Annotated in this window: 27 protein-coding genes, 1 tRNA gene and 1 pseudogene; 17 read left to right on the top strand and 12 right to left on the bottom strand. The window is 75.8% G+C overall.

Going from position 1 to position 24,592, the window contains the following annotated elements:
* Positions 1–90: 90 nt before the first annotated feature.
* Together ACI79U_RS18395 and ACI79U_RS18390 are read right to left on the bottom strand one after the other, a co-directional pair.
* The gene (locus ACI79U_RS18395) at positions 91–1,458 is read right to left on the bottom strand and encodes a cryptochrome/photolyase family protein (RefSeq protein ID WP_457071263.1); all 1,368 of its coding nucleotides are present in this window, start codon (positions 1,456–1,458) and stop codon (positions 91–93) included.
* A gap of 55 nt (positions 1,459–1,513) precedes the next feature.
* Entirely contained in the window at positions 1,514–1,834 is a 321-nt protein-coding gene (locus ACI79U_RS18390) for a GNAT family N-acetyltransferase (RefSeq protein ID WP_457071265.1), read from the bottom strand.
* A 609-nt stretch (positions 1,835–2,443) separates the two neighbouring features.
* Here ACI79U_RS18390 and ACI79U_RS18385 point away from each other — a divergent pair.
* The 14 genes and pseudogenes from ACI79U_RS18385 to ACI79U_RS18320 all read left to right on the top strand — a co-directional run bounded on the left by ACI79U_RS18385 (position 2,444) and on the right by ACI79U_RS18320 (position 14,907).
* A complete protein-coding gene (locus ACI79U_RS18385) occupies positions 2,444–3,682 on the top strand; it encodes a quaternary amine ABC transporter ATP-binding protein (RefSeq protein ID WP_457071267.1) in 1,239 nt (412 codons plus the stop codon).
* Positions 3,675–4,703, top strand: coding sequence for an ABC transporter permease (locus ACI79U_RS18380; protein ID WP_457071269.1), 1,029 nt, complete (start codon positions 3,675–3,677; stop codon positions 4,701–4,703). Before ACI79U_RS18385 ends, ACI79U_RS18380 begins: the two co-directional genes overlap by 8 nt.
* A 94-nt stretch (positions 4,704–4,797) precedes the next feature.
* Positions 4,798–5,724 carry a glycine betaine ABC transporter substrate-binding protein gene (locus ACI79U_RS18375; RefSeq protein ID WP_457071271.1) on the top strand — a complete coding sequence of 309 codons (927 nt, stop codon included), beginning with the start codon at positions 4,798–4,800 and terminating at the stop codon, positions 5,722–5,724.
* A 125-nt stretch (positions 5,725–5,849) separates the two neighbouring features.
* Positions 5,850–5,922: transfer RNA gene (locus tag ACI79U_RS18370), tRNA-Arg, on the top strand.
* A gap of 49 nt (positions 5,923–5,971) precedes the next feature.
* Positions 5,972–6,415, top strand: coding sequence for a hypothetical protein (locus ACI79U_RS18365; protein WP_457071273.1), 444 nt, complete (start codon positions 5,972–5,974; stop codon positions 6,413–6,415).
* A 108-nt stretch (positions 6,416–6,523) separates the two neighbouring features.
* Positions 6,524–7,381: a sulfotransferase family protein gene (locus ACI79U_RS18360; protein WP_457071275.1), complete on the top strand. Its 858-nt coding sequence runs from the start codon at positions 6,524–6,526 to the stop codon at positions 7,379–7,381.
* A complete protein-coding gene (locus tag ACI79U_RS18355; RefSeq protein ID WP_457071277.1) occupies positions 7,378–7,698 on the top strand; it encodes a hypothetical protein in 321 nt (106 codons plus the stop codon). Before ACI79U_RS18360 ends, ACI79U_RS18355 begins: the two co-directional genes overlap by 4 nt.
* A gap of 39 nt (positions 7,699–7,737) precedes the next feature.
* Positions 7,738–8,100 carry a hypothetical protein gene (locus ACI79U_RS18350; protein ID WP_457071278.1) on the top strand — a complete coding sequence of 121 codons (363 nt, stop codon included), beginning with the start codon at positions 7,738–7,740 and terminating at the stop codon, positions 8,098–8,100.
* 118 nt (positions 8,101–8,218) lie between these two features.
* Positions 8,219–8,584 (top strand): DUF2695 domain-containing protein, encoded by a 366-nt coding sequence (locus ACI79U_RS18345; protein WP_457071280.1) that lies wholly within the window; start codon positions 8,219–8,221, stop codon positions 8,582–8,584.
* A gap of 21 nt (positions 8,585–8,605) precedes the next feature.
* Complete coding sequence (locus tag ACI79U_RS18340; protein WP_457071282.1) at positions 8,606–9,052, top strand: SRPBCC family protein; 447 nt, start codon at positions 8,606–8,608, stop codon at positions 9,050–9,052.
* A gap of 64 nt (positions 9,053–9,116) precedes the next feature.
* A complete protein-coding gene (locus ACI79U_RS18335; RefSeq protein WP_457071284.1) occupies positions 9,117–10,280 on the top strand; it encodes an FIST signal transduction protein in 1,164 nt (387 codons plus the stop codon).
* A pseudogene (locus ACI79U_RS18330) lies at positions 10,280–13,044 on the top strand (putative bifunctional diguanylate cyclase/phosphodiesterase). The gene ACI79U_RS18335 and the pseudogene ACI79U_RS18330 overlap by 1 nt, the downstream one beginning before the upstream one ends.
* A 48-nt stretch (positions 13,045–13,092) precedes the next feature.
* On the top strand, positions 13,093–13,950 hold the full coding sequence (locus ACI79U_RS18325; RefSeq protein ID WP_457071286.1) for an NAD-dependent protein deacetylase: 858 nt from the start codon (positions 13,093–13,095) through the stop codon (positions 13,948–13,950).
* A 39-nt stretch (positions 13,951–13,989) separates the two neighbouring features.
* Positions 13,990–14,907, top strand: a complete 918-nt coding sequence (locus tag ACI79U_RS18320; protein ID WP_457071288.1) for an MSMEG_6728 family protein — start codon at positions 13,990–13,992, stop codon at positions 14,905–14,907.
* A gap of 102 nt (positions 14,908–15,009) precedes the next feature.
* Here the strand turns inward: ACI79U_RS18320 and ACI79U_RS18315 are convergent, their stop codons facing one another.
* From ACI79U_RS18315 to ACI79U_RS18305, 3 genes are read right to left on the bottom strand one after another with little or no spacing between them, the layout of a single operon-like run.
* Positions 15,010–15,891, bottom strand: coding sequence for a phosphotransferase family protein (locus tag ACI79U_RS18315; RefSeq protein ID WP_457071290.1), 882 nt, complete (start codon positions 15,889–15,891; stop codon positions 15,010–15,012).
* Positions 15,888–16,292 (bottom strand): PaaI family thioesterase, encoded by a 405-nt coding sequence (locus ACI79U_RS18310; protein ID WP_457071292.1) that lies wholly within the window; start codon positions 16,290–16,292, stop codon positions 15,888–15,890. Before ACI79U_RS18310 ends, ACI79U_RS18315 begins: the two co-directional genes overlap by 4 nt.
* The gene (locus ACI79U_RS18305) at positions 16,289–16,648 is read right to left on the bottom strand and encodes a VOC family protein (protein WP_457071294.1); all 360 of its coding nucleotides are present in this window, start codon (positions 16,646–16,648) and stop codon (positions 16,289–16,291) included. Before ACI79U_RS18305 ends, ACI79U_RS18310 begins: the two co-directional genes overlap by 4 nt.
* Positions 16,649–16,753: 105 nt before the next feature.
* Here ACI79U_RS18305 and ACI79U_RS18300 point away from each other — a divergent pair, with 105 nt between their 5' ends.
* Complete coding sequence (locus tag ACI79U_RS18300; RefSeq protein ID WP_457071296.1) at positions 16,754–17,305, top strand: YbaK/EbsC family protein; 552 nt, start codon at positions 16,754–16,756, stop codon at positions 17,303–17,305.
* 23 nt (positions 17,306–17,328) lie between these two features.
* Positions 17,329–17,508 (top strand): hypothetical protein, encoded by a 180-nt coding sequence (locus ACI79U_RS18295; protein WP_457071298.1) that lies wholly within the window; start codon positions 17,329–17,331, stop codon positions 17,506–17,508.
* Between the two features lie 3 nt (positions 17,509–17,511).
* Here the strand turns inward: ACI79U_RS18295 and mscL are convergent, their stop codons facing one another.
* From mscL to ACI79U_RS18280, 3 genes are all read right to left on the bottom strand, one after another.
* Positions 17,512–17,931: a large conductance mechanosensitive channel protein MscL gene (gene mscL / locus ACI79U_RS18290; protein ID WP_457071300.1), complete on the bottom strand. Its 420-nt coding sequence runs from the start codon at positions 17,929–17,931 to the stop codon at positions 17,512–17,514.
* 45 nt (positions 17,932–17,976) lie between these two features.
* Positions 17,977–18,627, bottom strand: a complete 651-nt coding sequence (cpaB, locus tag ACI79U_RS18285) for a Flp pilus assembly protein CpaB (protein WP_457071302.1) — start codon at positions 18,625–18,627, stop codon at positions 17,977–17,979.
* 105 nt (positions 18,628–18,732) lie between these two features.
* A complete protein-coding gene (locus tag ACI79U_RS18280; RefSeq protein WP_457071304.1) occupies positions 18,733–19,077 on the bottom strand; it encodes an FmdB family zinc ribbon protein in 345 nt (114 codons plus the stop codon).
* A 236-nt stretch (positions 19,078–19,313) separates the two neighbouring features.
* Between ACI79U_RS18280 and ACI79U_RS18275 the strand changes: the two genes are divergently transcribed.
* On the top strand, positions 19,314–20,342 hold the full coding sequence (locus ACI79U_RS18275) for an LLM class flavin-dependent oxidoreductase (RefSeq protein WP_457071306.1): 1,029 nt from the start codon (positions 19,314–19,316) through the stop codon (positions 20,340–20,342).
* A 43-nt stretch (positions 20,343–20,385) separates the two neighbouring features.
* On the opposite strand, the gene ACI79U_RS18270 is transcribed toward ACI79U_RS18275, so the two are convergent.
* From ACI79U_RS18270 to ACI79U_RS18255, 4 genes are all read right to left on the bottom strand, one after another.
* Complete coding sequence (locus ACI79U_RS18270; protein WP_457071308.1) at positions 20,386–20,970, bottom strand: hypothetical protein; 585 nt, start codon at positions 20,968–20,970, stop codon at positions 20,386–20,388.
* Positions 20,971–21,085: 115 nt separating this feature from the next.
* Complete coding sequence (locus ACI79U_RS18265; RefSeq protein WP_457071310.1) at positions 21,086–21,799, bottom strand: AAA family ATPase; 714 nt, start codon at positions 21,797–21,799, stop codon at positions 21,086–21,088.
* Between the two features lie 80 nt (positions 21,800–21,879).
* Positions 21,880–23,394, bottom strand: a complete 1,515-nt coding sequence (locus ACI79U_RS18260; protein ID WP_457071312.1) for a carboxyl transferase domain-containing protein — start codon at positions 23,392–23,394, stop codon at positions 21,880–21,882.
* Positions 23,391–24,569 (bottom strand): CaiB/BaiF CoA transferase family protein, encoded by a 1,179-nt coding sequence (locus ACI79U_RS18255; RefSeq protein WP_457071314.1) that lies wholly within the window; start codon positions 24,567–24,569, stop codon positions 23,391–23,393. Before ACI79U_RS18255 ends, ACI79U_RS18260 begins: the two co-directional genes overlap by 4 nt.
* Positions 24,570–24,592 lie beyond the last annotated feature (23 nt).

The raw sequence follows: 24,592 nt of genomic DNA, 5'->3' as shown, positions 1-24,592 counted from the left end.
GCAGCGGCCGACGGCCCCGCATTACTCCCCCGCCGCCCGCACCGGCCTCACCCACGCCCGCGCCAAAGTGGCCACAGCGGCGAAGAGGGGCTACCCGCGGGTGGCGCGGGTGTAGCGGTCCAGGGCCACCTGGCGTTCGTGGGCGTGGTCGACGACCGGCTCGGGGTAGCCGGCCGGGACGCCGCCGGGCGCCGTCCACGGCTCGTGCACGTGCTTCGGTTCGAGCTCCCGCAGCTCGGGCACCCAGCGCTTCACGTACGTGCCGTCGGGGTCGAACTTCTTGCCCTGGGTGATCGGGTTGAACACCCGGTAGTACGGCGAGGCGTCGGTGCCGGTGCCGGCGACCCACTGCCAGCCGTGCTGGTTGCTGGCCAGGTCGCCGTCGACCAGGTGCTGCATGAACCAGCGGGCGCCGAGCGTCCACTCCTGGTGCAGGTCCTTGACCAGGAAGGAGGCGACGATCATCCGCACCCGGTTGTGCACGTACGCCTCGCCGAGCAGCTGCCGCATGCCGGCGTCGACGATCGGGAAGCCGGTGCGCCCGGTCTGCCAGGCCCGCACCAGCTCCTCGGCGTCCGGCCCGGAGTCGTAGCCCATCGCCTGCAGCTCGGGCCTGAGGTACTCGCGGGCGGACCCCGGCCGGTGCCAGAGCACGTCGGCGTAGAAGTCGCGCCAGGCGAGCTCGTTCGCGTAGCTCCGTGCCGACTCGGAGTCCGGTCCGGCGGCGAGGTCGGCCAGCAGGGTGCGCGGGTGGATGCAGCCGTACTTCAGGTAGGCCGACAGCCGGCTGGTGCCGTTCGTGCCCGGGGTGTTGCGGCCCTCGGCGTAGCCCAGCAGCCGCTCGTCGCGGAACCGGTGCCAGGCCGCGGTCGCCGCGGCCTCCCCGGCCGGCGGCAGGGCGACGCCGTCGAGGCCCGGGGCCGTGGGTGGCTCGTCGGACCGGACGCCGCGGGTCCAGCGGACGTCGTCGGGGCGGGTGGCGGGGGAGTGCCAGCCGTGCTCCCGCCAGGCGCGGGCGAAGGGGGTGAAGACCCGGAACGGCGTCCCGTCGCGCTTGACCACCCGGCCCGGGGCGACGGCGTACGGGGAGCCGGTGCGGACCAGCGGCAGCTCACCCAGCGCCCGCTCCACGGCGGCGTCCCGGCGGCGTCCGTAGGGGCCGGCGTCGGCGGTGACGTGCACGCTGCCCGCGCCGACCTCGGCGGCCAGCGCGGGCAGCACCTGTGCCGGGTCGCCGGCGCGGAGCACCAGCGCGCCACCGGTCTGTCCGTCCAGGTCGGCCAGGCAGTCGAGCAGGAACCGGCGGCGCGGGTCGCCGGCGGGGCCGTAGAGCCGGTCGTCGAACACGAAGACGGGCAGGACGTCGCCGTCCGGGCCGGCCGCGTCGAGCGCCGCGAGCAGCGCCGGGTGGTCGCCCAGCCGGAGGTCGCGACGGAACCAGAGCAGCGCGGTGGGCACCCGGCCGAGCCTAGGGACGCCGGTGGATCACCGCAGGGTCACGCCCGGGCTGCGCTCAGTGGTCGGCGGTCTCCAGGCCGAACATCGGCTTGTCGTCCTCGGCGACCAGGTCGAGCTCGGTCGGGTGCTCGACCAGGTACTTGCGGACGAAGGAGCAGTAGGGGAGGACGGTGACCTGGCGCTCCCGGGCGGCCACGAGGACGTCGTGCACCAGCCGGGTGCCCAGCCCGCGGCCGCCCATCGCCGGATCGATCTCGGTGTGCGGCAGGGTCATCGAGCTGCCGTCGACGTGGTAACTGGCCAGACCGACGACGCGATCGCCGTCGCGGATCTCGAACCGCCCCTTCTCGGGGACGTCCACCACCGTGATGTCCATCTGCTCTCCACCTCCCGCGCCACCGGCGCCGTTGCCGGGGGCTCGTGCGTGCTGAGACAAGGTAACGGTTGCAGCGAGTTGCCGCCCGCTCCTGTTCCGACGCGTCGCGGGGCCGGGGCGTTCCCGAGGCGGCCACCGGGCACCGCGGACGGCCTGCGGACGCCGGCCGAGGGTCACGAACGGGTCACGGGTCCCGTGCGCCGCAGCCCGGGGTCACGTTGGGACAACGCGCAGGTCAGCGGCGAGTCCAGGTATCGACGGGGGTGCGCGGACGGCCACCGGGCGCATTGCGAGCCGATGACGGAATGGTTGCCGGTTGCCTTCTGTGAGCTTTTCGTCCAGCGCACGCTGCTAACGTCGGCCGGCAAGTTGGACACGGGTGAGTCCGGCCAGGACGTGGCCCCACCCGGCGTTCGTGGCCTACGTCCGACGCTGCGCAGAGAAGGCGCGTGTCGTCACCGGAGGAGCGGTGACGGCGCGGCCGTGTGCGCCGCCGGATGGATGCGGTTCCGGGTGCATCCCGCAGCACCGTCGCAGCGACGCGGCCGGAGCCGTCCCACCGAACGCACGGCCTCCTGGCCGGTCCATGCCCGACGACGAGAGGTGATCGTGCCCGCAGTTCATGCCGAAGGGCTCTACAAGGTCTTCGGACGACGTCCCGAGGACGCCGTCCGCCGGCTCCAGGACGGCGCGACGATCGCCGAGGTCCGCGAGCGGGGAGCGACTCCCGCCGTCGTCGACGTCGGCTTCACCGTCGAACCGGGCGAGATCTTCGTCGTGATGGGGCTGTCCGGCTCCGGCAAGTCGACGCTGATCCGGATGCTCAACGGACTGCTGGAGCCCACCGCCGGCCGGGTGATGATCGGGGACGCCGAGCTGACGTCGCTGGACGCCCGCGGGGTCCGCCGCCTCCGCCAGGAGCGGATGAGCATGGTCTTCCAGCACTTCGCGCTCTTCCCGCACCGCTCCGTGGTCGACAACGCCGCCTACGCCCTGGAGGTGCGCGGCGTCGACCGCAGCACGCGCCGGGCCCGGGCGCTCGAGGCGCTCGCCGAGGTGGGGCTGGCGGAGCGGGCCGACGCCCGGCCCGACCAGCTCTCCGGCGGCATGAAGCAGCGGGTCGGGCTGGCCCGCGCGCTCGCCGCGGAGACCGAGCTGCTGCTGATGGACGAGGCGTTCAGCGCGCTGGACCCGCTGATCCGCCGGGAGATGCAGGACCAGTTGCTGGACCTGCAGTCGCGGCTGGGCAAGACGATCGTGTTCATCACCCACGACCTCAACGAGGCGATGCGGCTCGGTGACCGGGTCATGGTGATGCGCGACGGACGGGTGGTCCAGCTGGGCACCCCCGAGCAGATCCTGGACCAGCCGGCCGACGACTACGTGGCCTCGTTCCTGGCCGACGTCGACCGCGGGCGGGTGTTCACCGCCGAGCACGTGATGGCGCCGGCGCCGGTCGTGCTGGCGGGGGCCTCCTCCCCGGCGGCCGCGCTGGACGCGATGCACGCCCAGCACACCTCCTCGGCCCTGGTCGTCGACGGGCTCGGTCAGCTGACCGGGACGGTCGACGAGGGCGACGCCCAGGCCGCGGCCGACGCGGGGGAGACGGCGCTCACCGACGGCGCCGTGCACCCGTCGGTCACCGTCGGGCCGGAGACGCTGCTCGCCGACCTGCTGGTGTCCGCCGGCCAGGACGACCACCCGGTCGCCGTCGTCGACGACACCAACCGGCTGCTCGGCGTCGTCCCGCCCACCGCGGTGCTGGCCGCGCTCGGTGGCGCCACCGCGGAGTCGCCCCGGCCGGAACCCGCAACCCCCGACCTGACGAAGGAGGACCCCCGTGGCTGAGACCCCCGTGGCTGAGACCGCAGTGCTCGCGGCGACCGAGAGCGGGTCCGATCGCGAACCGCTGCCCCGCATCCCGCTCGGCGAGTGGATCGACACCGGGTTCGACTGGCTCAGGGACAACCTCGATCCGGTCTTCGACGGGATCGCCACCGTGACCGAGGGCGCCGTCGACGGGCTGGCGTCCGGGCTGCTGTTCCTCCCGGCCATCGCCATGGCCCTGCTCTTCGCCGTCCTCGCCGGGGCGGTCCGGTCGGTGCGCTTCGCCCTCGTCTCGCTGCTCGGGCTGCTGCTGGTCATCAGCCTCGAGCTGTGGGTGCCGGCGATGGAGACCCTGGCGCTGATCCTCGTGGCCACGCTGGTCGCCGTGCTGATCGGCATCCCGGTGGGCATCGCCGCGGCCCGCAGCGACCGGGTCAGCGCCGCCGTCCGGCCGGTGCTGGACCTCATGCAGACGATGCCCGGCTTCGTCTACCTGATCCCGGCGGTGACCTTCTTCAGCATCGGCGTCGTCCCCGGCGTGATCACCACGATCATCTTCGCGCTGCCGCCCGGCGTGCGGCTCACCGAGCTCGGCATCCGCCAGGTCGACCCCGAGCTGGTCGAGGCCGGGCACGCGTTCGGCAGCCCGCCCGGCCAGATCCTGCGCCGGATCCAGCTGCCGCTGGCGCTGCCGACGATCATGGCCGGGATCAACCAGGTGATCATGCTGGCGCTGTCGATGGCCGTGATCGCCGGCCTGATCGGCGCCGGCGGGCTGGGCAGCGTCGTGGTGTCCGGCATCTCCCGGCTCGACATCGGACTCGGCTTCGAGGCGGGCCTGGCGGTGGTCATCCTCGCCGTCTACCTGGACCGGCTGACCGGTGCCCTCGGCCAGCGGCGCGGGCGGTTCGCCGGCTTCCGCACCTTCCTCGGCCGGGGCAGCAGCACCACGTCGCGCGCCGCGCAGCCCCCGGCCCAGCAGCCGGCCACGCAGCAGCCGACGGCGCCCTCCGAGACGCCGCAACCCGAACCTGCCCGGTGACCGCACGGGCCGTCCACCCCGTGGGCGGCCCTCCGCGGACCGGAGCACCAGTGGTGCCGGGGCACTCGACCGGCACCCGTACGAGAGGAACAGATTGAACAAGCACCTGACTGCCCGCACCACCCGCCTCGCCGCCGGCCTGGCCGCGGTCGCCCTGACCGCCACCGCCTGCGGCGGTGACAGCGACACCGACGCCACCGCGGACGGTGGCGCCACCAGTGGCGCGGCCTGCGACACGGTCGACCTGGGCTTCATCCCCTCCTGGACCGACGGCCTGAGCATCGCCTGGCTGTGGAACAACGTGCTCGGTGAGCAGGGCATCGAGGTCGAGATGACCGAGATCGCCGACGCCGCGCCGCTCTACGCCGGCCTGGCCGGTGGCGACGTCGACGTGTACCCCTCCGCCTGGTCCGAGGTCACCCACGAGGCCTACATGGCCGAGTACGGCGACCAGCTCGAGGACCTCGGCGCCTGGTACGACGGCGCGAAGCTGACCTTCGCCGTCCCCGAGTACACCGACATCTCCTCGATCGCCGACCTTGCCGGCAACGCCGAGATGTTCGACGGCCGGATCGTCGGCATCGAGCCGGGCGCCGGTCTGACCGAGACCACCAAGACCAGCGTCATGCCGGCCTACGGGCTGGAGGAGGACTACACCCTGGTGGAGTCCTCGACCACGGCGATGCTGGCGGAGCTGCAGTCGGCCACCGAGGCGAACGAGGACATCGTCGTCACCCTGTGGCGCCCGTTCTGGGCCAACAGCGAGTTCCCGGTCAAGGACCTCGAGGACCCGCAGGGTGCGCTGGGTGACGCCGAGGGGCTGCACACCCTGGCCACCGAGGGCTTCTCCGACCGGTGCGCCGACGTCGCGTCGATGATGGAGAACTTCTCCCTGACCGACGAGCAGTACGGCTCGCTGGAGAACATGGTCGTCAACGAGTACGGCGAGGGCCGCTACGAGGAGGCCGTCGACGCCTGGCTCGCGGAGAACCCGGACTTCGTGGACTCCCTGCAGAGCTGATCGTCCGCCGCGCTCGTCGCGGCAGCAGTGAGGGGCCCGACGGCATCGCCGTCGGGCCCCTCGCCCGTCCGGGCCCCCGCGCCTCGTCGGCCGCGGCGGGGTCGCATGCCAGGATGGACGCCGCCGCCCCCGTAGCTCAGGGGATAGAGCATCGGTTTCCTAAACCGTGTGCCGCAGGTTCGAATCCTGCCGGGGGCACCTCGAGGGCCCGTCCCTCGCTCGCCGGGGCGCGGGCGACACTGGGGACATGACCGCTGCTGATCCCGGGCCGCCCGCCGACCACGGCCCCCGACCCCTGACCGACGACGCGCGCCGGCTGCTCGACGCGCTCCTCGCCCACGACTTCCTCGGCGTCGCCGAGCTGCGCGCGCAGGTGGGCCGGGCCACCGCGACCCCGGGCTGCCGCTGCGGGTGCGGCACCCTGGACCTGCAGGTGCCCGCGGACGTCCCGGCAGCCCCGGCCAGCGGTCCGGCACCGGTCGAGGGGACCGTCGTCGGTGCCGACGGGGCGCCCGTGGGCGGGGTGCTCCTGTTCGTCGAGGACGGCCGGCTGAGCCGGCTGGACGTCACCTCCCACGGTGACCCGCTCCCGCTGCCCGCTCCGGACCAGGTGACCTGGGGCCCGACCCGGTGGGCGCGCGAGGACACGGTGCGGCGGCCCGCCCGGTTCCGTCGGGGCCGGTCCGGCTGAGGTCGCGGCTGCGCGTCAGGCGCCGGTCGGCGACCAGGCGCCGACCCCCGACGACGGACCCGGGCCTCGCCTGGCGGGCGGGGGAACGGGCCGGGAGCATGACCCTCCGTGCCCACCGTGCGACCGGAGCCCCTGCCGCGGCTGTTCGTCGTCGGCTGCCCGCGCTCGGGGACGACGCTGCTGCAGTCCTTCCTCGCCGCCCACCCGGCCGTGCAGGCGTTCCCGGAGACGCACTTCTTCTACCGGCTGCCGGCCGACCTCGACGCACCGGTCGGGCCGGAGCTGGCGCGGGACCTGCCCGAGATCGCCGGCTTCCTCGGCCGGCCCGGCCTGCGCTGGCCGGAGCCGGGGAGCACCGGCCGGGCCACGGCCCAGGCCTTCCTGACGACGGCGGAGGAGGTCACCCGGGCCGGCGGCCGGCGCACCTGGGTGGAGAAGACCCCGGCCAACCTCTACGCGATCGACCGGATCGAGCGGCTGGTGCCCGGCGCGCGCTTCCTGCACATCGTGCGGGACGGCGCCGACGTCGCGGCCAGCCTCTGCTCGGTCTCCTCGGGGTGGGGGAGCAGCTACACCCCCGACCAGGCGGTCGACCTGTGGGCCGAGTGCGTGGCGATCACCACCGAGCACCGCGGTCGGCCCGGGCACACGGTGGTCTCCTACGGGCAGCTGGCCGAGCACCCCGAGCGGGTGCTCCCGGCCGCCTGCGCCGACGTCGGCCTGCCCTGGGACCCGGCGGTGCTCGTCGGCCGGGCGGACGCCGCCCGGGCGCTGATCAAGGACTTCGAGACGTGGAAGGGCGACAACACCGGGCCGCTGGTGCACCGCCCGCGGGAGAAGTTCGCCCGGGTCTTCGACGCCGAGACCCAGCGCCAGGTGGAGCAGCGGGTCGCCGAGGTCGTCGTCCCCGAGCTCACCGCCGACCGAGCGGCGCTCGCGCCCCCTGGTGGGAGGATGTCCCGGTGAACGACTGGCCCTTCGCCGACTCCCCGAGGACCCGCGTCTACACCACCCAGCCGGTGCTGGACGGCGCGCCGGTCCAGGACGTCTTCCACGACCCGGACGGTGACTGGCAGGTGCACTGCGGCACCACGATGGCGGTCGAGGACGCCCGGGTGGTCCACCTCGGCCAGCTCGTGCAGGTCGTCCCGGAGCTGGTGTCGCTGGCCGACCTCCCGCCCGGTTGGGGTGCCCACCGGGGCACCGGCCCGGGGGACGACGAGTGGCACCGCCGCCCCACGACGCTGCGGGCCCGCGTCCGCGCCCTGCTGCGCCGCGACTGAGCCGGGGCACGGGTCGCCGTCGCGAACTACCGTGGCGGCATGGGTGCGGTGATCGCGATCGTCGTGGTGCTGGCCCTGATCGGCGTCATCGCGGCGTGGGGCTGGGCGGTGTCACGGGGCCCGGCGGGGCCGCCGGCGCTGCCCGAAGGCGACCGGGCGCTGCGCGCGCAGGCGATCGCCACCGCCCGCTGGACCACCGCCCACGACGAGGTCGACGGCGTGACCCGGGTGCTGCTGCGCCGGGCCTTCGTCGGTCCGGACGGCCGCCCGGAGGTGCTGGAGGAGCGCGTGTTCGAGAGCTTCCCGTCGCGGGACCCGCTGTGGGAGGCGCGCTTCACCGAGGCGATGGCCGGCGCCCGGCTCCGCTGCCAGTGGCTGAACACCGAGGACGGCCTGGGCTGACGCGCCCCGCCTGTGGACGGCGCCCTCGGCTGTGGACGACGCCGGGCCGGTGACCCCCTCGCGCTGCTGGACTCCTGGGGTGCGAGAACAGCGAGATCCCCTGGACGACCCGCTCCGCGTGGCCGAGGCCCACGTCGCCGCGCTGGCCGATGAGCTGACCCGACCGCAGCCGGGGGAGTGCCTGCTCTGCTACACCGCCCGAATGCTCGGCGAGTCCGGCTGCGACTGCACCCTGCGCTGGGTGCGCCGGTGGCGCGACCTGCGGCTCCCGCGGGCCACCGCCCTGGAACGGCGGCTGGGCAACCGGGGCGCCTTCTGCGACTGCGAGGTGTTCCTCAACGGGTGGACGCTCGGCGACCACCTGATGGTGCCCGGTCCCGACGGTGGACCGGAGTGGCCCAGCGCCCGTCCCGGGTGCGCCGGGGTGGGTGCCCGGTCCAGCCAGCCGTGCGCCAACTGGGTGCCGCACAGGCGCCGGTGGTGAGCGCCGGGCAGGATGGCCGGCATGGGTCAGGTCGTCGCCACCACCGAACGGGTCGTGCGGGCACCGGCGGACGTCGTCCGCGCCGCGCTCGCCGACTACACCGTCACCCGCCCGCGGATCCTCCCCGAGCAGTACAGCGAGTACCGGGTGGAGGCCGGCGGCGAGGGCGCCGGCACCCGCGCGCACTGGCGGCTGCAGGCCACGTCCAAGCGGGCGCGGGTGCAGGACGTCACCGTCAGCGAGGCGCCCGACGGCTCGCTGGTGGAGACCGACGCAAACTCCAGCATGATCACCACCTGGAGCGTCCACCCCGCGGACGAGGGCGTGAGCACGGTGCGGGTGAGCAGCACCTGGTCCGGCGCCGGTGGCATCGGCGGCTTCTTCGAGCGCACCTTCGCGCCCAAGGGGCTCGGCCGCATCCACGCCGAGGTGCTCGACCGGCTGGAGCAGGCCGTCACCTCCGGCTGAGCGGTCTCCCCCCTGGGGATGAGGCGCCGTCAGGGAGCCGCCGGCACCTGTCGACAACCCCCTGGTGAGCGTTCTCCAGCACGGCACCGGGCTCAGCTCGGACCCGCGCGCCGCCGAGGCCGGCCGCAGCGCCGCCGCCGCGGCGGTCGCCGGCCTGCCGTCGGGGAGCCCCGCACTGGTCATCGTCTACGCCTCGGTCCGCTACGACCTCGCCGAGCTGCTCGCCGGTGTCCGGTCGGTGACCGGTGACGCCCCCCTCGTCGGCGCCACCAGCTGCGGTCACTTCGCCGGCGCGCAGGTCGCCGGCCCCGGCACCGGCGTCGCCGTCCTGGCCCTCGCCGGCGGGGAGTACCGCTTCGGCGTCGGCTGGGCCGAGGGCATGAGCACCCGCCCCACCGAGGTCGGCACGGAGGTGGTGCGCGCCGCGCGCGCCGCCAGCGGCGACCACGGCCTGCCGTACGCCGCGCTGCTGCTGCTCACCGATGGGCTGGTCGGTGGCCAGCAGTCGGTTGTCGCCGGGGCGCACCGGGCGGCCGGGGCCAGCGTGCCGATCGTCGGCGGCACCGCCGGTGACGACTGGCAGCTGACCCGCACCAGCGTCCTGGTCGACGACACCGCCCGCACCGACGTCGCCGTCGGCGTGTGGATCGCCTCCCCGCACCCGCTCCGCGTGGCCACCGTGCACGGCTGGACCCCGGTCGGGCCGCCGCAGCTGGTCACCCACGCCGAGCAGGCCGTCATCCACGAGATCGGCGGGCAGCCCGGCGCCGCCGTCTACGCCGCGGCCGTCGACCGGGACGAGGCGCTGCGACGCGGGGTCAGCGAGGCCGCCGTCGAGAGCTCCTACGCCCTCGGCGTCCTGGAGCCCGACGGTTCGCACCTGGTCCGCGCGGTCTACACCGCCGAGTCCGGTGACCTCACCTGCTTCGAGCCGGTGCCCACCTTCGCCGCCGTCCAGGTGATGAGCGCCGAGCGGGAGGTCCTGCTCGCGGTCGTCGACGACGTCGCCGCCGGTGCGCTGGCCACCGGCCGGGAGCGGGTGCTGCTCACCTTCGACTGCGCCGCGCGGCAGACCATCCTCGGCGACGGCATCGCCGAGGAGATCGCCCGCCTGCAGCACGCGGCGGGTGAGGCCACCGCGTTCGGCCTCTACACCTACGGCGAGTTCGCCCGCTCCCGTGGCGCCGGCGGCGTGCACAACGCCACGCTGACCGCGCTGGCGCTGTGATGACCGAGCCCCTCGCCGAGCCGGTGGCCGGGCCCGTCGCCCCGCTCCGGCTGCGGTGGAACTCCAGCGGGAGCCCCGCCCTCGCCGAACCGGGCACCGGGGAGCTGTGGATGATGCTCGCCCAGGCGCAGTCCGCCGCCCAGGACGCCTACCGGCACTCCGCCGGGCTGATCCGCATGCTCGACGTCATCGGGCAGGGCGGGACCCCCGAGGACCTGGCCGCGCGGGCGGTCGAGGCGCTGTCGGAGACCTTCTCCGCCGACCTCGTCCTCTGGGGACGCACCGGGCCCGACGGGATGGACGTCGCCGCCGCCTGCGGCTTCGGGGACCAGCACGCCGTCGCGCTGCCGGCGCTGCCGGGCGCCGCGGACCTGTTCGGCACCCGCACCCCGGCGACCTGGTCGGCCCCGGCCGGCACCGGCCCGCCGGTGGTCGCCGGCGTGGCGGTGCAGCAGGTCGTGCACGTCCCCGTCGCGACCGACGACCGGGCGGGACCGGCGCTGGTCCTGCTGTTCTCCCTGCCGGCCGGCCTCGGGCCCGCCGACCTGCTCATGCTGCGCTCGGTCGCCCAGCGGCTCCGCTCCTCCCTGGAGGACGCCGACCGGCGGCGGACGGTCGAGCGACTGGCCGCCGCCGGCTCACGGCTGACCCGGCACCTGACGCGCCAGCCGCTGCTGGACGAGGCCGCGCGGATCGTCGCCACCATCTGCGACGCCCGCTGGACCAGCGTGGTCACCGTCGAGGACGGCGTGGCGTCGCTGACCGCCCGCGCGCAGTGGATCGACCACGACCTCGCGCAGTGGCCCCGGCCGGTCCAGGACCTGCGGGCCTGGACCGCGGCCTGCCGCGGCGAGCCGCACGTCATGCACGACATGGCCACCGGCCCCGAGCCGCTGCCCGGGCACCTGCGCGGTGCGGGCCGGGCTCTGCTGTGCATCCCGGTGATGGTGGACGCCGAGCCCGTGGCGCTGCTCTACGCGGTCGACCCCCGGCCCGGGGCGTTCACCTCCGCCGCGGTGGACGCCGCCGGCCTGCTGGCCGGCTACGTCGCCGCGGCCCTGGTCAACGCCCGGCTGTACTCCGCCCTGGCCGAGAGCGAGTCCCGGCTGCGGGTGCTCACCGACGCGATCAGCGACATGGTCGCCGTCGTCGAGCGGGCCGGCACGGTGCGCTGGGCCTCGCCTTCCTACGCCCGCGGGCTGGGCGCCGGCCCCGCCGAACTGGTCGGCACCGACTGGCTGGACCGGGTGCACCCCGACGACCGCACCGCCGTCCGCGGCGCCCTGGCGGCCTGCCCGGACATGAGCAGCGTCGAGCACCGGCTGCGCCAGGGCACCGACGACTGGGCCTGGGTGGAGACCCGGCTGGCGGTCGCCCCCGGTGACGCCGGCAGCACCGTGCTGTCCTCCCGGTTCGTCGGCGAGCGCCGTCGGCTGGAGGACGAGCTGCGGCTGCAGGCCACCCACGACCCGCTCACCGGGCTGGCCAACCGGGCGCTGGTCCGCCGGGTGCTGGCCGAGCGGCTGGCCGGCCCGCGGACCGGGCCGGTGGGCGTGCTCTTCTGCGACCTCGACGAGTTCAAGGCGGTCAACGACCGGCTGGGCCACGAGGCCGGCGACGACCTGCTGTGCCAGGTGGCCGAGCGGCTGCGCGAGTGCATCCGCCCCGGTGACCTGCTGGCCCGCCTCGGCGGTGACGAGTTCGTCGTCGTGCTGGACGACGCCGCCGACCGGGCCGCGCTGGCCACCGTAGGCGACCGCATGCTGACGGCGCTGCGCCGGCCGTTCTCCCTCGACGGCGACCTGGTCCGGATCGGCGCCAGCGTCGGCGGTGCGCTCGGCGACCGGGCCGGCGCGGCGGCGGTCAGCGACCTGCTGCGGGACGCCGACGCGGCGATGTACGAGGCGAAGCGGGCCGGCCGCGGACGGGTGCAGGTGTTCGACGCCGCGGCGGCCCAGCGGTCGGTGCAGCGGCTGTCGCTGCGCCAGGAGGTGCAGGGGGCGCTGGCCCGCGCCGAGCTGCGCGTGGTCTTCCAGCCGATGGTCGCGCTGGCCAACGGGCGGCTCGAGGGCGTCGAGGCGCTGCTGCGCTGGCGGCACCCCGGTTTCGGCGACGTCCCGCCGGACGTCTTCGTGTCGCTGGCCGAGGAGACCGGGGCGATCGGCCCGATCGGCGACTGGGTCGTCGAGCAGACCTGCATCGAGCTGGCCCGGTGGCGCGCCCTGCCCGATGCCGACCACCTGCGGGCGTCGGTGAACCTGTCGGCGGTCCAGCTGGAGGACCCGCTGTTCGTGGACCGGGTGCTGGCCACCGTGCAGCGGCAGGGCGTGCCCCCGGGCTCGCTGCGGCTGGAGGTCACCGAGAGCCTGGAGAAGACCGCCGGCCAGCTCGCCGAGCTGCACCGGCTGCGCGCCGCGGGGGTGGGCCTGGTCCTGGACGACTTCGGGGTCTCCTACTCCAACCTGGCGCACCTGCGTGACCTGCCGGTCGACACCCTCAAGTCGACCGGTCCTTCGTCGCCGAGCTGGGCGGGAGCGGCGGCGACGCCCGGCTGAGCGCCGGGATCGTCCGTGCGGTGCTCGCGCTCTCGGAGGCCGCGGGCCTGGCGGTGATCGCCGAGGGGGTGGAGACCGAGCAGCAGCGCGACGCGCTGCTGCGGCTGGGCTGCCGCACCGCCCAGGGCTGGCTGTTCGCCCCCGCGGTCGACGCCGACGCGGTCACCGGGCTGCTGGTCGACGGCGGCATGCTGGCCACCTCCGGCTGAGCGGCTCCGGCGCGGGCGCATCGGGCCTCCGCCGGGGACGATGGTGCGGTGACCGCAGCACCTCCCGTCGTCGACGGCCTCGACGAGCTCACCGGCCTGCTCGGGGACGGCGGCGCGCTCGTGCTCTCCGGTGCGGGGCTGTCCACCGACTCGGGCATCCCGGACTACCGCGGCGTCACCGGCTCGCTGCGCCGGCACACGCCGATGACCTGGCAGACCTTCACCGGCGACCCGCGGGGCCGGCACCGCTACTGGGCCCGCAGCTACATCGGCTGGCGGCAGATCGCCGGGGCGCGGCCCAACGCGGGTCACGTCGCCGTCGCCGGCCTGCAGGCGGCCGGTGCGGTGGGGCCGGTGATCACCCAGAACGTCGACGGGCTGCACCAGGCCGGCGGTGCCCGCGAGGTCACCGAGTTGCACGGCGGCCTCGACCGGACCGTCTGCCTGGCCTGCGGCGACGTCGACGGCCGGGCGGCCCTGGATGCCCGGCTGCGGGCCGCCAACCCCGGCTTCCGGCCCGAGGTGACCGACAGCGCCGACGACCAGGTCAACCCCGACGGCGACGTCGAGCTGCCCGACGAGGCGCTCGACGGGTTCGTGATGGTCGACTGCCTGGCCTGCGGCGGCGGGCCGCTCAAGCCCGACGTCGTCTTCTTCGGCGAGACCGTGCCGCGGAACCGGGTGGACGCCTGCTTCGCGCTGGTCGAGGAGGCCCGCTCGCTGCTGGTCCTCGGCTCGTCGTTGACCGTGATGAGCGGCTACCGGTTCGTCATCGCCGCCGCCAAGCGCGGCATCCCGGTGGGGATCGTCAACTCCGGGGCCACCCGCGGCGACGCCAAGGCCACCGTCCGGGTCGACGCGCCCCTCGGCGTCGTCCTGCCCGAGCTGGCCCGCCGGCTGCGCTGACCCGGCGGGGCGGGCGCCGCTGACCCAGGATGGACGGCTGTGCAGACCTTCCTGCCGGTCGCCGACTTCACCGAGTCCGCCCGGCTCCTGGACAACCCCCGGCTCGGCAAGCAGCGGGTGGAGTGCCTGCAGGTGCTGCGCGCGCTGGAGCTGCCCGACTACGGCTGGGCGAACCACCCGGTGGTCGCCATGTGGCGGGGGCACACGGAGGGGCTCGTCGTCTACGCGCTGGCGATGGTGCGGGTCTGGCGGGAGCGTGGCTTCGCCGACAGCACCGAGACGCTGATCGCCGAGTTCGCCCCGGACGCGGCGCGGATGACCCAGGCCGAGGCGGCGGCGGCCGGGCTGCTGCCGAGTTGGGTGGGCGACGAGGCGCTGCACCTGTCGCACCGGTCGAACCTGCTGGCCAAGGACCCGGCGTTCTACCGCGCGCGGTTCCCGGTCGACCCCGACGACCTGCCCTACGTCTGGCCCGGCGCGGACGACGTGCCCCCGGCGCCGCCACCGGACGGTGTGCCGGTGTGGGTGGTCCGCCCGCGGGCGCACAACGAGTTGGGTGCGGCACTGGCCACCGGGGTGGTCGGGCTGGGCACCCAGTCCGGCATCGACGTCGACGCGACCGGGCTCTCCGCCGCCGAGCTGCGGGTGCTGTCCAAGGAGCTCTCCGGCCGCCGCCCGGCCAAGGACCTGCGGCAGCTGTCGGCCTTCCTCGACGAGGTGCGCCCCGGCGACCTGGTCGGGCTGCCCGTCGAGGGCGGGGGCGGGCTGCTGCTGGGGGAGGTGGTCGGTGGGTACGAGTTCGCCGGCCGCGAGCTGCTGCCGCACCGGCGCGCGGCCCGGTTCGACCGGGTGGTGCCCCGCGCGGCGGCCCGCCCCCCGGCGACCCTGCAGGACCCGCGGGCGCTGTTCCGGGTGGTGCTCGACCCGGCCGCCCTGCCGTCGGGGCACCGGGGCTGACGGCGTCCCGGGTCACGGTCGGGGCCGACCCGGTCGGCCGCCGGCCGGGTCGACCCGGCTGAGCCGATGGGGAGCCGCGCCACGGCATGGCTCAGCGTCAGGTCAGGCGGCTCGACCCAGGCCGGCGCCGACCTCCGCGACCGCGGCGGTCAGCCGTCGCCGCGCCTCGGGCAGGTCGGCCGGCTCCCGGGCCGCGTGCACGAACCACCAGGCGGCCGAGTAGAGCTGCCGGAGCCAGCGGAACGGGACCAGCTCGGCGTCGCCCACCGGGTCGGGCATCGCGTCCAGCGCTGCGCGCCCGTCGAGCCGGGCGGTGTCGCGCAGGCTGGCCAGGTCCCAGGCCCGTGGGCCACGGGACGTGTCCTCCAGGTCCGTCCAGCGCAGCCCCTCGCCGGTGACCAGCAGGTTGCCGGGGTGGGTGTCGCCGTGCAGCGTCATCTCGGGGCCGGCGAGCCGGGGCCGCAGCGCGGCCAGGAGGTCGCCGGACGCGCGCAGCAGCGCCGGGTCGGCGCCCAGGTCGGCGCCGGAGTCGTGGAAGACCGCGAGGTCCTCCAGCGGCCGGTCCAGCGGCGAACCGGTCCACAGCGGGGGCAGGGTGCCGAGCACCTCGTGCAGCTCGGCCAGTGACCGGCCGGCCTGCTGCGCGGTGGGTCGATCCGGCGACACGTCGACATGTCGCCAGAACGACACGGTCAGCCCGTCGTGCTCGTGCGGGCCGGGCGGCAGCAGGTCCGACGGCGGGACCACCGCCGCGCCGGCCGCGGCCAGCGCCGTGCCGAGCGCCACCTCGCGGGCGAACGGGTGGCGGACCTGCGGCCGGAGCAGGGGCGTGTGGACGGCCACCCGGGCCACCAGCGGCGCCGGCGGCAGGTGCACCACCGCGTTGACGCCCCAGGACAGCAGGACCGGGTACTCGACCCGGATGCCGTGCTGCCGGGCGACGGCGACCGCGGCGGTGACCGCCTGGTCCGCCGAGGCGGTCACGCCGCCGGCAGCGGCACGTTCTGCAGCCGCACCTGCCCGCGGGCGACGACCTTGCCGTCGTCGGTGCGGGTGAGGGTGACCAGCCACAGCTGCAGCGTCTTCCCCTGCTGCACCGGCTCCGCGAGCACGTCGAGCCGGCCGGCCGTCATCGGGCGCAGGAAGTCGGTGCTGTTGTGCACGCCCACGGCGAACTGCCCGCGCTCGGCGACCGCGGCGCTGGCCCCGACGCTGGCGGCGCCCTCCACGACGGTGCAGTAGACGCCGCCGTGCACGACGCCCCAGGGCGTGTGGTGCTCCGGCCCGACCTCGACGTGCCCGCTGACCCGGGTGCCGCCGACCTCGGTCAGCGCGAACCCGGTGGCGGCGACGAAGTCGCTGACGGCCGTCAGGTCCGGCGTCACGGGGTGTCCCAGACCAGGCAGAACGGGTGGCCCACCGGGTCGGCGTAGACCCGGAAGTCCCCGCCGCCGCCGGGCAACCGTCGTGCGCCGAGCTCGAGCACCTGCGGCTCCGCGACGTCGATGTCGGCGACCCGGATGTCCAGGTGGAACTGCTGGGGCCGGGCCGGGTCCGGCCAGTCCGGCGGCACGAGGTCGGGGGCCTGCTGGAAGGAGATCCGGTACCCGGCGCCGGTGACGGTCACCCAGTCGTCGCCGGGGGAGCCGTGCACCTCCATGCCGAGCAGACCGGCGTAGAAGGTCGCCAGGGCGTGGGCGTCGGGCGCGTCGATGACGACCGAGTGCAGCTGACCGATCATGACGGCATCCTCTCCCGGGCGCCCACGCGGGGACAGCGGTGGTCCGGCCACCGACCGCAGCACCCCGGCCGGTCGCCGCGGCCGGCCGTGCCGCACGATCGGGGCATGGCCGACGCCGCACCGTCCCTGGGCACGCTGAGCTGGCTGCCCGCCGCCGAGCACCCCGAGCTGCTGGCCGCCCCGGTGGCCGCCGCCCTCCCGTCGCTGCGCGGCCCGGTGTGGGTCGCCGCCATCGACGACGGCGCCGCCGACACCGCCGACTTCACCGACACCTACCAGGTGCCGCTGGCCGCCTCGGCCAACTGCGTGGTGGTCGCCGCCCGGCGCGCGGGGGAGACCACGCTGGCCGCCTGCCTGGTGCTGGCGAACACGCGCGCCGACGTCAACGGGCTGGTCCGCCGGCACCTCGGCGCGCGCAAGGTCTCCTTCGCCCCGCAGGACGTCGCCGTCGCCGAGAGCGGGATGGCCTTCGGGGGCATCACGCCGGTGGGGCTGCCGGCCGGGTGGCCGGTGCTGGTCGACGCCGCGGTGGCCGCCAGCGACCTGGTGGTCATCGGCTCGGGCACCCGGGGCAGCAAGCTCGCGGTGCCCGGGTCGGTGCTGGCCGGGCTGCCCACCGCCGAGGTGCTGGCCGACCTGGGCCGGCCGGTGGGCTGAGCGGGCCGACCTACCCTCGGGGCGTGACCGCCCCCGACGAGCGCACCGCTGCCCAGCCGCCCCAGCCCGCCCCGCCACCGGTCCGGCGACCCGAGCGGGCGCCGGACGACAGCGACGTCGGCTGGGGTGAGCGGCTGACCGACCCCGACGACACGGATCGTCGCTACCTGGAGGACCGGCCGCCGCACTGGGGCAGCGACTGAGCCTCAGCGACCGTCGGTGGGCGTCGCCGTCCCCGATGCGCTGGTGCCCTGCTGGGCGCGGAGCAGGTCGCGGATCTCGGTGAGCAGCTCGACCTGCGTGGGCACGACCGGGCCGGGCTCCTCGCCGCGGGCCCGGCGCTCCAGCAGCGCCTTCATCGGCAGCACCACCACGAGGTAGAGCACGGCCGCGGTGAGCACGAACGAGATGACCTGGCTGAGGAACGCGCCCCAGGTGAAGCGCTGCTGGTCGATGACGACCTCGCCCCCCAGCTCCCCGCCGCCGCTCACCAGGCCGATCAGCGGCTCCAGGAACGAGGCGCTGAACGAGGTGACGACCGCGGTGAACGCGGCGCCGATCACCACGGCGACGGCCAGGTCGACGACGTTCCCGCGGAGCAGGAAGTCCTTGAAGCCCCTCAGCATCGGTGCGCCCCTCGGTCGGGTGGGGCGCCCGCGGCGGCCCCGCGGTCACGGCCGGCCGAGGGTAACGGTGAGGCTGCCGGTGGCCGCGGCAGCGGCGAGCCGCCCGGCCGTGTCCGGGCCGACGGCGAGCACCAGCAGCCCCGCATCGCTCGTCGTGGGCCCGTCCCCGGCGGGCGGCGCCGTGGCGGTGACGACCAGCGCGTCGGTGGCGACCACCTCGACCGATGGCCCGGCGCCGGTGGCGGCGGCTCCGCCGGGGGCCGTGGACAGCACGTCGACCCGGTCTCCCGGGCGCAGCAGGGTGGCCACCGCGAGATCGGCCAGCCGCACCGGGGCGGCGACCTGGCCGTCGGGGACGGCCGACCACAGCCCGGGCCCGACCAGCCGGACGTCGGTGACCGGTTCCCCGGCGCGCACCGGGGACGCCAGCACCTGCCCGGCGAGGGCGCCCGGCTCGGCGGCCACCCCGGCGGGGGCCGTGGCGTAGGGCAACCGGGCGACGGTGAGCGCGTCGGCGGTCAGCGCCGTGCCGGCCGGCAGGTCGCCCGCCGCCACCACGACCGGCACGGTGACCGGCCCGGCCGGGGGCTCCGGTGCCGGCCGGAGCGCCAGCACCAGGGCCAGCCCGGCGAGCGCGGCGGCGGCCGTCTGGCGGAGCAGGTGGACGGGCGAGCGCGGGCGGCGGAGGCGGATCACCGGCCCAGCGTCGCCCCCGTGCGGGCTCCCGTCCCGGCTCGGCGGGGAGCCGGGGACAGCGGGGCCGGCTGTGGACGACGGGCAGCGGGAACCGGCCCGATCAGCTCAGCTGGCGGCCTTGCTGCCCGATCCGGCGGAGCCGCCGCTCGAGCTGGAGCTGCTGGAGTCACCGCTCTTCGGGGTGGAGGTGCTCGGCGAGCTGCTGGTCGAGGAGCTGCTCCCGCCGTCCTTGCCGGCGCCGGCGCTGCCGCTCTTGCTGCCGCTGTCACTGCGGCTGTCGGTGCGGTAGAAACCCGACCCCTTGAACACGACGCCGACCGAGCCGTAGACCTTGCGCACCGGTGCCTCGCACTCCGGGCAGGTGGTGACCGCCGGTTCGCTGAAGGACTGCACGCGCTCGAACTCGTGCTTGACCTCGGGATTGGTGCAGACGTACTGGTAGGTGGGCACGGTGCTGTGAGCTCCTCGTCTGGTGGCCGGGCTGGCACTCGACCCGGGCGACTGCCAATGATGCGCCGTCCGCCCGCCCGACGTCCACGCCCGTCGACCCGAGTCCGCCCATCGCGTGACGAGCGTCTCTCCGGGGGGCCCCCGCGCGCTGGACGCCGTCCGCTCCGGGACGCGTGACCGAGCACGCCACCTGACCGCCGGGAAGCCCGCCCGCCGGCGCCGTGTTGGTCGCGGTGATGTCCGAGACCCCGCTGCCCCTGTCCGTGCTCGAGCTGGCCACCGTCGGGTCCGGGCAGACCACCGCCGACGCCCTGGCGCACACCGTCGCCGTCGCGCAGGCCGCCGACCGGCTCGGCTACCGCCGGCTCTGGGTGGCCGAGCACCACAACATGCCGGCGGTGGCCAGCACCAACCCGCCGGTGCTCATCGCCCATCTGGCCGCGGTGACCGAGCGGATCGTCGTCGGCTCCGGCGGGGTGATGCTGCCCAACCACGCGCCCCTGGTGGTGGCCGAGCAGTTCGCCCTGCTCGAGGCGCTGCACCCGGGGCGGATCGACCTGGGCATCGGCCGGGCCCCGGGCACCGACCAGCACACCGCCCTGGCGCTGCGCCGCGACCCCAAGCTGCTGTCGGCCGAGCAGTTCCCGCAGGACCTGCTCGACCTGCTCGGGCTCCTCGGTGATCAGCGGGTCGAGGGCGGGCTGGCCGAGCGGTTCACCGCCACGCCGGCCGCCGTCTCCGCGCCCCGGGTGGTCCTGCTGGGCTCCAGCAGCTACTCCGCGCAACTGGCCGGGCAGCTCGGGCTGCCGTTCACCTTCGCCCACCACTTCGGCAGCCCGCACGCCGTCGCCGCGCTGGAGCTCTACCGGGAGTCCTTCCGGCCCTCGGACGCACTGCCCTGGCCGTACGCCGTCGTCACCGCGAGCACGCTGGTCGCCGACTCCGACGAGGAGGCCCGCCGGCTGGCGCTGCCCGGTCAGCTGATGCGGCTGTCCATCCGCACCAACCGGCTGCGCCCGGTGCCCAGCCTCGCGGAGGCGGCCACCGACCCGGAGCGGGCCGCCGCCCAGGGGATGCCGAGCAACGCGATCGTCGGCGGCCCGGAGCGGGCGGTCGCCGAGCTGCGGCAGCTGGCCGCCGACACCGGCGCCGACGAAATCATGGTCACCGCCTCGACCCACGGCGTGGCCGAGCGGCTGCGCAGCCTGGAGCTGCTCGCCGCGGCCTGGGGGCTCACCCCGGCCGGGCAGGCCACCGCGGCCTGAGGCGCCGGCGGGGATGCCGGCCGCCGCCTCAGGCCGGCCCGCCTCAGGCGGAGCGGAGGACGGCGGCCTTCACGCTGGTCAGGCCCGCGCCGAGGGCTCCGCGCACGGTGGAGCTCGTCCGCTGCTGCTCGCCCTGCTGAGCGGCCAGCACGATGAGCACGCCGGTCAGTGCGGGGTTGACCCACTGCAGCGGCTTCTGCCCCTTCTGCGCGGCGGCGACGTCCGAGGGCGTGTTGGGCGCCGGGTCGGTCGCGGTCTCGCTGGGCACCGGTGACTTGGCCCCGATCTTGGCGCCCAGTGCCCCGCTGGCGATCGACGTCCCGATCGCGGCGGCGGTCAGCGCGCTCTTGACCACGGTGTTCGCCATCGCTCCCGGCCCGGTGGCCACCCGGCCACGGTCGGCGCGCAGCATGCCCACCGAGCCGATCAGGTGCGCGGCGATCGCGGCACCCTGCACCGGCGCCCAGGCCCCCCAGCCGATCGAGGACAGGCGCGTCCGCTCGGTGCTGTCGCGGGCGGCGGCTGCGGCCTTGTTCAGGCCGACGGCGCCCATCAGGTTGCCGCCGAACCAGGCGGCCAGGCCGATGTCGTGCATGGAGCGGAGGACGGTGTGCTGGTCGTTCGACATGGGTTCTCCTCGTGTGCCCGGCCGGCGGCCGAGGCGGGGAGCCGGAAGGTCTGACCGGCTCCCCGACAGCCGTGCCCGCTGTGGAGGTCGGCAACCCCGTCGTCGGTGACCGAGTTCACCGCAGGTGACGGAGGTAGGACGACGGCTCGGCGAGGAACTGCCGCCAGTTCTCGGTCAGCTCCAGGTCCTCCCAGCGGGTCGGCCGCAGCCCCCACTCGCCGACCTCCAGCAGCGTCGCGCCGGGCAGTGCGGCCACGATCGGGGAGTGGGTGGCGATGACCACCTGCGCGCCCCGGTCCAGCATCGCCAGCAGGTGGGAGATCAGCGCCAGGCTGCCGCCGAAGGAGAGCGCCGCATCGGGCTCGTCGAGCAGGTAGGTGCCCGCGCCGGTGGCCCGGCTGGTGAGCACCTCGAGGAACGCCTCGCCGTGCGAGAGCTCGTGGTAGGCGCGGTCACCGCCGACCGACTCCAGGTAGCTGTAGAGGCCGTGCAGCGTCTCGTCGCGGAGGAAGTAGCCCCAGCGGGAGGCGCCCGGGCTCCGCTCGACCACCAGCCCGAGCGACTCCGGCTCGCTGGCGCGGGTGCGGTGCCGGACGTTGGCCGAACCGCCCTCCGGGTTGAGGCCGAGGGTCACCGCCAGCAGCTCCATCACCGTCGACTTGCCCGACCCGTTCTCCCCGACCAGCACCAAGGCCCCGGCGGGCAGCTCGAGCCCCTCGTCGACCAGCTGCGCGACCGCCGGCACGGTCAGCGGCCAGCGGGCCCGCTGGTCGGCGGTGGGCGGCGCGGCGCGGTCGGGCTTGATGCGGCGGATCGGTCGCTGGTCCACGCCGGTCATCCTGGCCCAGGGGTACGACGGGGACCCCGCTGCAGGGCCCGCGCCGGGCGTGGGGGCGGTGGGGTCCTCCGTCAGCGGCCGAGGTGGCGGTACCGGCGGGTGCGGCTGCGCATCCGCTCCACGTCGTCGCGGCCCAGCAGCCCGGCCAGTTCCTCGGCGAGCACCCGGCCCAGCCGGCGGCAGAACTCCACCGGCTCGTCGGCGGCGTCGGGGCGCTCGGGCACGACCCGGTCCACGATCCCGGCGCGCCACAGGTCGGTGGCCCGCACGCCCTGGGAGGCGGCCAGCTCGTCGGCCCGGTCGACGGTGCGGTGCACGATCGCCGAGGCGCCCTCGGGTGGCAGCGGGCCGAGCCAGCCGTTCGCCGTCGCCAGCACCCGGTCGGCCGGCACCAGGGCCAGCGCGCCGCCGCCGGTGCCCTGCCCCAGCAGCACGGTGAGCGTGGGGGCGGGCAGCATCACCAGGTCCTGCAGGCAGCGGGCGATCTCCCCGGCCAGCCCGCCCTCCTCGGCCGCCACCGACAGCGCCGCGCCGGGGGTGTCGATCAGGGTGAGCAGCGGCAGGCGCAGCTCGGCGGCCAGCCGCATGCCCCGCCGGGCCTCCCGCAGCGCTGCCGGCCCCAGCGGCGCGGTCAGCGACTGCCCGCGCCGGTCCTGCCCGAGCACCACGCAGGGCGCGCCGCCGAAGCGGGCCAGCGCCAGCAGCAGCCCCGGGTCCTTCTCCCCGGCGCCGGTGCCCGACAGCGCGACGACGTCGGTCGCCGAGGTGCGCAGCAGCTGCCGGACGCCGGGCCGGTCGGTGCGCCGCGAGGCGGTGACCACCTGCCACGCCGTCCGGCCGTCCTCCGGGTCGTCGGCGTCGGTGCCGTCACCGTCGACCGCGCCCTCCACGAATGCGCCGCGGTGCCAGGTCTCCCGGGCGGCCAGCACCCGCAGCGCCCGGTCGGCCACCTCGGCGACCTCCGCGTGCGGCACGACGCCGTCGATCACCCCGTGCTCGGCCAGGTTCTCCGAGGTCTGCACGCCCTCCGGGAACTCCTCGCCGTACAGCGCGGAGAACACCCGCGGGCCGAGGAACCCGATCGCCGCCCCCGGCTCGGCGATGGTGACGTGCCCGAGCGAGCCCCAGGAGGCGAGCACCCCGCCGAAGGTGGGGTCGCGCAGGTAGACCAGGTAGGGGAGCCCAGCCTCCTTGTGTCGGGCGATCGCCTGGGTGATGCCGATCATCTGCAGGAAGGCGACGGTGCCCTCCTGCATCCGGGTGCCCCCGGACACCGGGGCGGCCAGCAGCGGCAGGCCCTCGGCGGTGGCCCGCTCGACGGCGGTCATCAGCCGCTCGGCGGTGGCCACGCCGATGGAGCCGGCCAGGAAGCCGAACTCGCCGGCGACGACGGCCACCCGCCGGCCGCGCAGCAGCCCCTCGCCGGTCACCACCGCCTCGTCCTGGCCGGTGCGCTCCGCGGCGCGGGCCAGGTCGCGGGCGTAGTCGTCGTCGACGTCGCGGGGCGGCACCGGGGTGTCCCAGCTGCGCCACGAGCCGGCGTCCAGCACCAGGTCGCGCAGCCCCCGGGCGTCCAGCCGGGTCACGGGGCCGCCAGCCAGGCGCGGATCGCCTCGCCGTCGGCGCCGAGCACCGGGGGAGGGGTGTGCGCCCGCCGGGTCGTCTCGGTCTCGCCGTCCGGCCCGGGGGCGAAGAACCGCAGCGGTGGGCCGGGCAGCGTCAGCTCACCCGCGGTCGCGTGCTCCACGGTGACCTTCAGCCCCTGCGACTCGACCTGGTCCCAGGCGTAGACCTCGTCCAGGGTGCGCACCTTGCCCGCCGGCACCCCGGCGGCGTCCAGCCGGGCCAGCAGCTCGGCGGCGGGGATCTCGGCGAAGGCCTGCTCGAGCAGCTCGATCACCTGGTCCCGGTGCTCGACCCGCTCGCCGTTGGTGGCCATCCCCGGCGCCGCGGGGTCCAGCCCGAACTCGGTGCACAGCCGCCGCCACAGCCCCTCGCTGCCGCAGGACAGCTGCACGCTGCCACCGGCGCAGCGGAACAGCCCGTACGGGGCGATCGAGGGGTGGTGGTTGCCCTGCGCGCGGGGCACCCGGCCGGCCACCGTGTGCGCCGTGCCCTGGAAGGCGTGCACGCCCACCACCGAGGCCAGCAGCGAGGTGCGCACCACCTGCCCGCGGCCGGTGCGCTCCCGCTCGTACAGCGCGGCCAGCACGCCGTAGGCGCCGTACATCCCGGCGAGCAGGTCACCGATCGGCACGCCGACCTTCTGCGGGTCGTCCGGGCCCGGGCCGGTCAGCGACATCAGCCCGGCCTCGCCCTGGGCGATCTGGTCGTACCCGGCCCGCTGCCCCTCCGGGCCGTCGTGCCCGAACCCGCTGATCGACAGCTGCACCAGCCGCGGGTTCAGCTCGGCCAGCACGTCGGTGCCGAAGCCGAGGCGGGCCAGCGTGCCGGGGCGGAAGTTCTCCAGCAGCACGTCGGCGCGGCGCAGCAGCTCGGTGAGCACGGCCTTGTCGCCGTCGTCCTTGAGGTCGAGGGTGATCGACTCCTTGTTCCGGTTCGCGGAGAAGAAGTAGGTGGACTCGCGCCCGTCCCCGGTCTCCACGAACGGCGGGCCCCAGCCGCGGCTGTCGTCGCCGCTGCCGGGGTTCTCCACCTTGATCACCCGGGCGCCCAGGTCGCCGAGCATCATCCCGGCGTGCGGCCCGGCCAGCGCCCGGGTCAGGTCGACGACGAGCACGCCCTCCAGCTGTCCGGTCACGGTCGTCCTCTCCTGGGGGTCGG

It is taken from the genome of Modestobacter sp. SYSU DS0904, from assembly GCF_054051115.1.
Note: the sequence above shows the minus strand (reverse complement) of the source record. Positions and strands in the feature narration are given on the sequence as shown.

Coding starts and splice junctions, on each gene's coding strand:
- ACI79U_RS18390 (WP_457071265.1), bottom strand. CDS start 1,834: ATGGACATCACGGTGGTGGACGTCCCCGAGAAGGGGCGGTTCGAGATC.
- ACI79U_RS18365 (WP_457071273.1), top strand. CDS start 5,972: ATGACCGCTGCTGATCCCGGGCCGCCCGCCGACCACGGCCCCCGACCC.
- ACI79U_RS18350 (WP_457071278.1), top strand. CDS start 7,738: ATGGGTGCGGTGATCGCGATCGTCGTGGTGCTGGCCCTGATCGGCGTC.
- ACI79U_RS18340 (WP_457071282.1), top strand. CDS start 8,606: ATGGGTCAGGTCGTCGCCACCACCGAACGGGTCGTGCGGGCACCGGCG.
- ACI79U_RS18305 (WP_457071294.1), bottom strand. CDS start 16,648: ATGATCGGTCAGCTGCACTCGGTCGTCATCGACGCGCCCGACGCCCAC.
- ACI79U_RS18300 (WP_457071296.1), top strand. CDS start 16,754: ATGGCCGACGCCGCACCGTCCCTGGGCACGCTGAGCTGGCTGCCCGCC.
- mscL (WP_457071300.1), bottom strand. CDS start 17,931: ATGCTGAGGGGCTTCAAGGACTTCCTGCTCCGCGGGAACGTCGTCGAC.
- ACI79U_RS18275 (WP_457071306.1), top strand. CDS start 19,314: ATGTCCGAGACCCCGCTGCCCCTGTCCGTGCTCGAGCTGGCCACCGTC.
- ACI79U_RS18270 (WP_457071308.1), bottom strand. CDS start 20,970: ATGTCGAACGACCAGCACACCGTCCTCCGCTCCATGCACGACATCGGC.